Origin of the sequence: Rhodococcus chondri, from assembly GCF_036327435.1 — a bacterium.
Lineage (GTDB): Bacteria > Actinomycetota > Actinomycetes > Mycobacteriales > Mycobacteriaceae > Rhodococcus > Rhodococcus chondri.
This window is the reverse complement of record NZ_JAUZMZ010000170.1, coordinates 1-9,753: the sequence shown is the minus strand read 5'-3', so window position 1 is coordinate 9,753 and position 9,753 is coordinate 1. Positions and strand designations below refer to the sequence as shown.

The following is a 9,753-nucleotide window of genomic DNA, read 5'->3' as shown; positions in this document are numbered from 1 at the left end:
ACTGGGTGCTGCGCGGGTGAGCACCTCCCACCGCGCCCCGTCGGGGAAGGCGGTCCGGCCGTGCGGGTTCTGATCGCACCCGACAGTTTCAAGGGCACCTACAGCGCGGCCGAAGTGGCCGAAGCGATCGCGACCGGCGTGGAATCGTCGGGGCGGCAAGCTGTGCGGATGCCGGTCGCGGACGGCGGTGAAGGCACCCTCGAAGCCCTGACCGGACCACTGGGTCTCGAGCTCGTCGAGGTTCCCGCAGTGAACCCCTGGCGTGCGCCGTGTACCGGGGTCTTCGGCTTGTCCGCGGACGGCATTGCCGTGGTGGAACTGGCCACCGTCAGCGGCATCACCACGCCGCACCAGGGAGTACGCGACCCGGTCACGGCCGACACCTACGGAACGGGCCTGGTGATGGCTGCGGCCGCGCGACGCGGGGCACAGCGCATCATCGTCGCAGCCGGTGGATCCGCTACGACCGACGGAGGTTTCGGTGCGATCGCGGCGATCGAGGACGCGGGCGGCCTCGGCGCCGCAACGGTGACGGTGCTGACCGACGTCACCACCCGGTACACCGACGCGGCGCGGGTGTTCGGCCCGCAGAAGGGCGCCGATCCCGCGGCGGTCGACTGTCTGACCCGGCGCCTCGACCGGGCCGCGGCACAACTGCCCCGAGATCCGCGGCCGGTGGACGGCACCGGTGCAGCCGGCGGATTCTCCGGTGGCATGTGGGCACGCTTCGACGCCGAACTGCGTTCCGGAGCCGAATTCGTCCTCGACACCGTCGGTTTCGATGCCGCGCTTGCCACGGCAGATCTCGTGGTGGTCGGCGAAGGCCGGCTCGACGGGCAGTCCCGTGCCGGAAAGATCGTCTCGGTGATCCTCGCCCGTAGCGCGGCTGTGCCGGTCGTCGCGGTGGTCGGGTCGGTCGGCGACGACCGGCACAGCGAGCGCTGACGCGGGCGGGCCGAACGATCGGAGCAGGTGCTTCGGGGTAGCCCGACCGGCCGAGCCGGCCGCCGGGATCGGTGCGGTCATCGCCGAGCCGAAGAGCAGCCCGGACACCGCCGACGACGTGGCTCACGCCGTGGTGGACCGCCGCCATTCGACTAGGATTCAGCGATATCCATACCGTGTGGCGGCCCTTCGAGGCGAGTATCGACCGCGAACGGATCCTCTGGCGGAGGAGTGCAATGAGCGACGAATCCACGCGCAGGACTGCGGCGGAGGATGCATCCGCCGAGCGGGTGCAGGCACTCGTGGTGCTCGTCGGCGACCGCCTGCAACGCCGGTACGGAGAGGTCACCGCCAGCATGAACGCGGCGATCGAGTCGACCATCGAGGATCTCGACGCTCCCGAACTGGCCGACATGCTCGGGGCGAGCGTGGAGGGCAACGTCGCCACCATCCTTCACATGATCCGCAACAGCATCCCGCTCGAACGGGTGCAGCCCACCACGGCGGCCACCGAGTATGCCATCCGGCTCGCCCGTCGCGATGTCCCGGCGGCGGCACTGCGCCGCGCCTACCACATCGGTTCGGACGATCTGCTCAATCAGATGTTCGAGGAGATCCAGCAGCTCGAGTGCGCACCCGACCTGAAGCTCAAACTCCTCCACTACCTCGCCGGATGGATGCACAAGTACGTCGACTGGATAACACGCGCGGTGCTCGACGCCCACGAGAAGGAACGGCTCGCGCTGCTGCAGCAGACGGAGGACGTGACCTCGACACTGGTGGAGCAGGTACTCGGCGGCGGCCCGGCAAATCCGGAGGAGTTCGGTGCGAAGACGGGGTACCGCCTCGACGGCACCCATCTCGGCGCGGTCGTGTGGACTCAGGGCCCACATCAGGGGGCCGATCAGACCCACGCTCTTGCGGCGGTAGCGGAGACGTTGGCGGCCGCCGGCGGTGCGGGGGCGCGCCCGCTGTTCGTGCCGGTCGACCGCCGCACGGCCTGGGTCTGGACGGCGATGCCGCCGCGCGGCACGGGCGTCGACCTACCGCGCCTGCGCTCGTTCGTGCAGGCCACGCCCGGCTTGCGGGTGGCGCTCGGGAAACCGGGGAGCGGCGTNGGCGGATTTCGGCGCACCCACGAGCAGGCCGAGGCGCTGCGGACCGTGGCGAGCAGCGCGGCTGCTCCGCACAGCCGAGTGGTCTTCTACGGCGACGACGGCATGGCCGTCACTGCGGTGCTGGCCCGGGATATCGCCTCGACCAGACGATGGGTGGCGGACGTACTCGGCCCGCTCGCGGCCGACACGCCCGCCGCGGAACGGCTGAGGGAAACGGTGCGGGTCTTCCTGCGCACCGGGGGCAGCTATGTGCAGACCTCCGAGGAGCTCGTACTCCATCGCAACACCGTCAAGTACCGCCTGCAGAAGGCCGAGGAGGAACGGGGGCGGCCGTTCACCGACAACCGGCTCGACGTCGAGCTGGCGCTGCATGTGTGCTGTGTGCTCGGACGCCCCGTGTTGTTGCCGAAGACGGTCCGTCCGTCGGGGTGACCGACCGCATTTTGTGCATTTTCGCCAAGTCGGCCGGTGAACTTGGTTCTTCGCGGACGTGTTCCGGATCACACCCGGCGCATAGTGTCATGTATCACAACCGATACCTGCTCGTCGACTCGAGGAGCCTTCATGTCCTTCCCGTATCTTCCCTGGAACGTCCCCGGCGAGGATCGCGCTCGCCCGGCGGTCCGCGACGACCGAAGCCGCGCTGTCGCAGCGCAGTTCGCTCGTCACGGGGTCGGTCCGGGCAGCATCGTGGCGATCATGCTTCCGAACCGGGTGGAGCTGCTCGTCGCAATGCTCGCGGCATGGCGACTCGGGGCGGCCGCCACGCCGGTCAACCCGGCGTTCACGGAATCGGAAGCGGACTACCAGATCTCCGACTCCGGTGCCGTCCTCGTGATCAACAGCGGCGCCGGTGCCCCCGACGGCGGCGGCCCGAGCATCGCCGTGCACGACCTCGCCTACGAGGGAGACGGTCCGGACCCCGTCGCGCTTCGCGGGGACGAAACGAGTCTGGTCATCTATACCAGCGGCTCGACCGGCCGGCCGAAGGGCGTCATGCTCGACCACGACAACGCCGAGGCGATGTCGTCGATGATGGCGCGGCACTTCGACCTCACCGCCGACGACCACTGCATGCTGGTTCTGCCGTTGTTCCACGTGAACGCCATCATGGTGAGTGCGCTCGCGGTCTGGCGTGCGCGTGGTCAGCTCAGTGTGATCGGCACCTTTTCCGCGAGCCGATTCTTCGAATACGTGGAAAAGCTCCGTCCCACATACTTTTCCGCTGTACCGGCAATCTATGCGATGCTTGCCGCGCTGCCCGGAACCGTTCGTCCCGACACGTCGTCGCTGCGCGTCGTCGTATGTGGTGCCGCGCCGGTTTCGACGGAGCTGTTGCAACGGTGCCACGACCGCTTCGGCTTCGTCATGGTCGAGGGTTACGGTCTGACCGAGGCCACCTGTGCGTCGGCGTGTAATCCCGTCGACGGAGTCCGCAAGCTCGGGACGGTCGGGCCCGCCCTGCCCGGCCAACGCATCGGCATCATGTCCGCGGGCGGTGAACTGTTGCCACCCGGGACGCGCGGAGAAGTGGTAGTGGCGGGCCCGACCGTCATGCGCGGGTACCTGAACCGACCGGACGCCACGGCCGACGCCGTACGCGACGGCTGGCTTCACACGGGCGATATCGGAGTCCTCGACGACGACGGGTACCTGCGCATCGTGGACCGCGTGAAGGACATGATCATCCGCGGCGGGGAGAACATCTACCCCAAGGAGATCGAAACCGTGCTGACCTCCATCGATGACGTTCTCGAAGCGGCGGTCGTCGGTCGCCCCGATCCGGTCCTCGGCGAGGTCCCCGTGGCCTACGTGGCGCTGTACCCCGACGCGACGACGACCACCGAGGATCTGCTCGACCACTGCCGGCGCCATCTCATGCAGGCCAAGATCCCCGAACAGATCGACCTCCTCGACACACTGCCGAAGAACCCCGTCGGCAAGATCGACAAACCCTCGCTCAGGCGCAGCCTGCAGCACACCTGACACACCCCACACCCACACCCACACCCACACCGACCACGACGCGAGTGCCCCTCGCGGCGACCATCCCTGCGCAAATTTCAGGAGTCACAATGGGATTCAAGACGGCAGACATGCCACCGGTCGACCCCGCCACCTACGACGACATGCCCTTCATGGAACGGATGCGCGTCCTGGCGACCCACTGGGCCGAATACGGATTCGGCGGCCCGAAACAGATGCACATGCTCTACATGTACAAGTTGGCTTTCTACATCCTCGGCGGCGCGGCGATCGTCGGACTTACCACTCCCGGAATGGGTTTCGGAGATCTTTCCGCCTGGTGGGGCGAACCGATCGTGTATCAGAAGCTGATGGTGTGGACCATCTTGTTCGAGATCACCGGGTACGCCTCGTCGTCCGGTCCCCTCGCCTTCAAGTTCAAGCCGTTCACCGGCGGCTGGCGCTACTGGACCCGGCGCGGCACACTCCGGCTTCCACCGTGGCCGAAGGTGGTGCCGCTCACCAGGGGTGACCATCGCACCACGTTCGACGTGGCGGTCTACTTCGCGCTCCTCGCCACGCTGCTGTTCCTGCTGATCACTCCCGGCGTGAGCACGAACGCCCTGCCGGGCAGCGAAGCCGGGCTGTTGCCGCAGTGGGCGCTGCTGACCTACATCGGCCTGATCGTCGTCATGGGCCTGCGAGACCGCGTGGTGTTCCTGGCGGCACGCTCGGAGCAGTACATCGCCGTCATCTTCTTCTTCGGCGTGTTCGGCAACCACGTCGACATGATCCTTGCGGCCAAGATTGCGCTGGTCACCGTGTGGTTCGGCGCCGGCGTCTCGAAGTTCGGTCACCATTTCACCAACGTGATCCCGCCGATGCTCAGCAACACCCCGTGGCTCACCTCCAAGCGGTTCAAGCGCTCGCTCTACCGCAATTACCCGGAGGATCTGCGTCCCTCGAAGATCAGCTGGTTCCTCGCCCACGTCTGCGGAACCGTCGTCGAACTCGTGGTGCCGCTGGTGTTGCTATTCTCCACGAATACGACGGTCACCTGGCTCGCCATCGTCGGCATGGTCCTGTTCCACATCTTCATCACCTCGACGTTCCCGCTGGCCGTGCCGCTGGAATGGAATGTGTTCTACATGTTCGCCGCGGTCTGGCTCTTCGGTGGCTTCCCCGCCGGCGGCGGTTACGGTGTCGGTGACGTGAGCTCCCTGTGGCTGCTTGCACCGATCCTGACGGCGTTCCTCCTGTTCCCGATCCTGGGCAACCTGCGCCCCGACCTCGTCTCCTTCCTGCCGTCGATGCGCCAGTACGCCGGCAACTGGGCCTCTGCGCTGTGGGCCTTCCGTGGCGACGAGGCGGAGAACAAGCTCAACGAGCATCTCACCAAGTTCAACACCAACCAGATCGATCAGCTGGCCGGGGCGTACGGCAAGGAGGTCGCCGAAATCTTCATGCAGAAGGCGGTGGCGTGGCGCACGATGCACAGCCAGGGTCGCGGTCTGATGTCGCTGATGATGCGGCACCTCGACAAGCTCGAGAACTACCGTATCCGCGAGGGAGAGTTCACCTGCACGACGCTCGTGGGCTGGCAATTCGGTGACGGTCACCTCCACAACGAGCAGACGATCACGGCCGTGCAGCAACGGTGCCGGTTCGCTCCGGGCGAGTGCGTCGTGGCGTGGATCGAGTCGCAGCCCATCAACCGGAAGACCTTGGACTACAAGGTCATCGATGCCGCCCTCGGTGTCGTCGAGCGAGGGCACTACCACATCGAGGACGCGGTGTCGGAGCAGCCCTGGCTGCCCAACGGGCCGATCCGGCACACCGTCACCTGGCGGATGCCCGGCTACGAACCGGCCGGGACGGCGTACCTCCACCCGCAGATCGAGTCCACCCGTGCCAAGGTGGAGGCATGACCGACGCGGTGGTAGTCGGCAGCGGGCCCAACGGGCTCGCTGCCGCCGTCGTCCTGTCCTCGGCGGGAGTACGGGTTCGGGTGCTCGAGGCGGCCGAGACGATCGGTGGCGGTACCCGCAGCAGCGAACTGACGCTGCCCGGACTCGTCCACGACGAATGCAGCGGCTTTCATCCCTTGGCCGTCGACACACCCTTCAGCCGGCGGTACGACCTTGCGGCACACGGGCTCACATGGTCGTGGCCCGAGGTGCAGTACGCTCACCCGCTCGACGGCGGACGCGGCGGCGCGGCCTACCGATCCGTGGAGGAGACGGCCGCCGCGCTCGGCACGGACGGGGCCGCGTGGCGCCGCATCTTCGGCTCGCTGACCGAACGTTTCGGCGGCATCACCGAGGACTTCCTGCGCCCGATGCTCCACGTGCCCGCCCATCCTGTGCTGCTCGCCCGATTCGGGGCGTATGCCGCCATGCCCGCCGCGGTGCTCGGACGCCGCTGGTCGACGCCCGAGGCGCGTGCGCTGTTCGCGGGGGTGGCCGCCCACGCGTTGCGGCCGTTCGGCTCACCGATGTCTTCTGCCATCGGGATCGCCCTGGGCACGGCGGCCCACGCTTACGGGTGGCCCGTTGCGCAAGGCGGGTCGGGCGCCATCGCTGCCGCGATGGCCTCGCTCGTCGAGAAGAACGGGGGCTCCATCGAAACCGGTATACGCGTCGAGTCCCTCGACGAACTCGGGAAGCCGGACCTGGTGCTGCTCGACACCTCGCCCTCGGCGGCGGTGCGCATCGTCGGTGACCGCATGCCCCGGCGCACCGCCCGCGCCTACCGCCGCTATCGGCACGGTCCCGGCGCGTTCAAGGTGGAATACGCGATCGAAGGAATCGTGCCGTGGCGGCACGAGCCTTCCCGCCGCGCCGGTACGGTGCACGTGTGCGGCTCCCTCGCCGAGACGGCCGCCGCGGAGCGTGAAGTCGGGCGCGGCATCATGCCGGACCGCCCGTTCGTCCTGGTGGGACAGCAGTTCGTGGCCGACCCGTCGCGCTCGGCGGGAAGTCTGAATCCGCTGTACGCCTATGCCCACGTGCCGAGCGGTTACACAGGAGACGCGACCGAGGCGATCACCGCCCAGATCGAGCGGTTCGCTCCAGGGTTCCGCGACACGATCCGTGCCGTGCACGTACGGACGACCACCGAGATGGCTGTCCACAACCCGAACTATGTCGGAGGTGACATCGTCACCGGTGCCAATTCCGCGCTTCAGCTCGTATTTCGGCCACGTCCCTCTCTCGATCCGTATGCGACCGGTGTTCCCGGCGTGTATCTGTGTTCGGCCGCGACACCGCCGGGGGCGGGAGCGCACGGCATGTGCGGATTCCATGCCGCCCGCTCGGCGCTCTCCCACTTGGAGAAGTGACGGACGAACGTGCGCACGGTGGGGTCGCCGGTCGGCTCAGGGCGCAGGATCGGCGACGCGCTCGCACGGGGCTGCGACGGGCGGCGTGGGCTCCTGCAAGGGGTCGGGGTCGGAGGCTCGCACCGGCCACGACGCCGGTTGCACCGTGGCGCAAGGATCCGGTGTCGCGGTGCTGGTGGCGGGGCGACTCGGCGCAGGAACGGGCGACGGCACGGGCGCGACCGCGGTTTGCAGGCCCGGGACACCGGCCTGAGGGCGATCCGAGCCGCCGACGGCCACGGCCAGTCCCCCACCCAGGATCGCGACGAGCGCGACGAGGGTCGCCAGCAGTGCCGCACCCCGGCGACGACCGGAAACCGTTGCTGCTGTAGCAGTTACCGCTTCTCCCTGCCGTGCCGCGACGAGTGCTGCGCCGGTCGCGCGATGCCACGGCACCCCGTGCGGGGTCACGAACGGCACGCCGAGAATCGTGGACAACTCCCGCGCGGGGGCGGCGTCGCCGGGCCGCAGATCGAGAAACACCAGCGCGTGGGGATGGACGCCGGCCCGCGCAATCGCCTCGTCCATCACCTCGGGCAGCGACTCGGTGTAACCGGTGAGTGAATCACCGTCCAGGGCGACGGTCGAAAGGATCCGCACCGAGCCGATATCGACCATCGATGCGGACTCGACGCCATCGGTACGGTTGTGCAGCGCCAGCACCGGTGTCTCCGCGAACTCCGGGGCACCCGCCAAGAACGCCAGCCGCGCGTCGTCGAGCGGGACCACGTCCACCTCGACATCCGCAGCGGCGCGGACGGCGTCGGCGATCTCGCGGACGGCATCGGACTCGTCCGGACACGCCACCAATCCGATCCGGTCGACGGTGAGCGAGGCCGCCGCGGCCCGCCCGGCCATCGCGGTGACCGCGTGGGCCGCGGCGTCGGCGGGTGAAACCTCGGGCTCGTGGGCCCAGCGTTGGGAATCGAACGGTCCGAGCGCCGGAACATCGGCGTCGACGAGCACCGCGCACACTTCGCCCTCGTCGACGGCGATACCGAGCATCGGACGCATATCCTGCTCCTTCGCCGACTCCGAGGTACCAGAACGAACCCGACGAGCCTAACTGACCGGACGGCTCAATCCCGGTAGCAACCGACCGACAGGCCGACCGTCGCGGCGACGTAACTCCCGAACGTGACGTAGGAACCGTCGGCGGCGAACAGCCGGATCGCGAAGCCCGTGTCGGGAGGTAGCAGCTGCCGGCCATGGAATCCTGCGCGCGCCGCGGTCTGCTCGAACAACTCGGCAGCGCGTTCGAGCCGATCGGGAGGCACCGGACTGTCGGACCCGTGGATCGGAAGGTGCACCACGGTACCGGTGGTGCCGTCGTCGAGCCGGCACGACGCATCGGTGCGGGCGTACCTCTGACCGAATCGAAGCTCGGGGAATTCGGCGGACAGGGCCGCGAGCACGTCCCGCTGCACCCGGGTGTAGAACTCGACGGCCCCGGCACTGGTGGAAGCGACAGGTTCCGGAACCGCCAGCGGCACAGGCGCCTTCATGCATGCTGCCGCGGCCAGGGCGACCAGGACTCCGGCCCCCGCGCGTACAGCGGTGGAAGTGGTCATCGCGCACTCCGTTCCGCGGTGCCGGCGACGACGCCCGCGATGTTGTAGGAACTCATGGACCCGGGATCGAGGTACGCACTGTGTCCGGTCGAACCCGTGCGGGAGTTACCTGCCGCATCGAGACCGGCGTCGGTCGACAGGCGGGTCAGTCCGTCGAGAAAACTGGGGTCGCCGCCGAATGTGCCCGCGTCCGCCACGTAATCGCCGGCAGCCTCTACGAGATACGCGGCGCCGGAGGGCAACCCGAGGGAGGCAATGTCGTACGAATGCCCGACGGCGGTCACGTGCGGGGTGTCCGTGCGGAACGCGCCGAGCCCGTCGAAGAAGACACTGAGCCGCGGCGCCGCCTGTGTCGCAGCGAGATCGGAGACGGGACTGCGCTCGGTGAATGCGAGGCCCCACCCCCAGTGCGGGGCCTGATAATTGAGCCACGTCACGGCGGCAACCGTCTCGTCTTCGCGTCCCGCCATCTCGAGTTGCCGCCGGGTTTCGTCGCGCAGCGCGGAGAGCTGCGCATCGTAACCAGGTAGATTGCCCTGCACGGTGGAGCCGGCGCCCGGTGTGTAGACCGCGACATGGTCGGCGGTGTCGAGATCGCCGACTGCGACGGCGGCCATGGCTTCACGTCCGGACAGGTCCAGGGTGAGCAGGCGGCGGTCGCCGCGGGCGAGCGTGGCGTCGATCGCGTCGAGCGCGGCGAGCTTGTTCGACGTCTGCTCGAGACCGGCATCGGCATTGGAGAGCAGGCCGCCGAGCACGTTGCCGTCGAGTTCGC

Annotated in this window: 7 protein-coding genes and 1 pseudogene; 5 read left to right on the top strand and 3 right to left on the bottom strand. The window is 68.4% G+C overall.

The window, feature by feature from the left end; translation table 11 throughout:
* Positions 1 to 60 precede the first annotated feature (60 nt).
* The 5 genes and pseudogenes from Q8814_RS21580 to Q8814_RS21560 form a co-directional block, all read left to right on the top strand.
* A pseudogene (locus Q8814_RS21580) lies at positions 61 to 927 on the top strand (glycerate kinase); the annotation flags it as partial.
* Positions 928 to 1,181: 254 nt separating this feature from the next.
* A complete protein-coding gene (locus tag Q8814_RS21575) occupies positions 1,182 to 2,495 on the top strand; it encodes a PucR family transcriptional regulator (protein ID WP_330154033.1) in 1,314 nt (437 codons plus the stop codon).
* A 132-nt stretch (positions 2,496 to 2,627) separates the two neighbouring features.
* Positions 2,628 to 4,049, top strand: a complete 1,422-nt coding sequence (locus tag Q8814_RS21570; RefSeq protein ID WP_330154032.1) for a class I adenylate-forming enzyme family protein — start codon at positions 2,628 to 2,630, stop codon at positions 4,047 to 4,049.
* Between the two features lie 89 nt (positions 4,050 to 4,138).
* Complete coding sequence (locus Q8814_RS21565) at positions 4,139 to 5,956, top strand: DUF3556 domain-containing protein (protein ID WP_330154031.1); 1,818 nt, start codon at positions 4,139 to 4,141, stop codon at positions 5,954 to 5,956.
* A complete protein-coding gene (locus Q8814_RS21560) occupies positions 5,953 to 7,368 on the top strand; it encodes a phytoene desaturase family protein (RefSeq protein WP_330154030.1) in 1,416 nt (471 codons plus the stop codon). The genes Q8814_RS21565 and Q8814_RS21560 overlap by 4 nt, the downstream gene beginning before the upstream one ends.
* Before the next feature lie 36 nt (positions 7,369 to 7,404).
* On the opposite strand, the gene Q8814_RS21555 is transcribed toward Q8814_RS21560, so the two are convergent.
* The 3 genes from Q8814_RS21555 to Q8814_RS21545 form a co-directional block, all read right to left on the bottom strand.
* Positions 7,405 to 8,421 carry a hypothetical protein gene (locus tag Q8814_RS21555; RefSeq protein WP_330154029.1) on the bottom strand — a complete coding sequence of 339 codons (1,017 nt, stop codon included), beginning with the start codon at positions 8,419 to 8,421 and terminating at the stop codon, positions 7,405 to 7,407.
* A 65-nt stretch (positions 8,422 to 8,486) separates the two neighbouring features.
* On the bottom strand, positions 8,487 to 8,978 hold the full coding sequence (locus Q8814_RS21550; RefSeq protein WP_330154028.1) for an LppA family lipoprotein: 492 nt from the start codon (positions 8,976 to 8,978) through the stop codon (positions 8,487 to 8,489).
* Positions 8,975 to 9,753 (bottom strand): alpha/beta hydrolase (locus tag Q8814_RS21545; RefSeq protein ID WP_330154027.1); only part of this gene is annotated, 779 nt, incomplete at its 5' end. The genes Q8814_RS21550 and Q8814_RS21545, both read right to left, overlap by 4 nt.

Coding starts and splice junctions, on each gene's coding strand:
- Q8814_RS21550 (WP_330154028.1), bottom strand. CDS start 8,978: ATGACCACTTCCACCGCTGTACGCGCGGGGGCCGGAGTCCTGGTCGCC.
- Q8814_RS21570 (WP_330154032.1), top strand. CDS start 2,628: ATGTCCTTCCCGTATCTTCCCTGGAACGTCCCCGGCGAGGATCGCGCT.
- Q8814_RS21560 (WP_330154030.1), top strand. CDS start 5,953: ATGACCGACGCGGTGGTAGTCGGCAGCGGGCCCAACGGGCTCGCTGCC.
- Q8814_RS21565 (WP_330154031.1), top strand. CDS start 4,139: ATGGGATTCAAGACGGCAGACATGCCACCGGTCGACCCCGCCACCTAC.
- Q8814_RS21555 (WP_330154029.1), bottom strand. CDS start 8,421: ATGCGTCCGATGCTCGGTATCGCCGTCGACGAGGGCGAAGTGTGCGCG.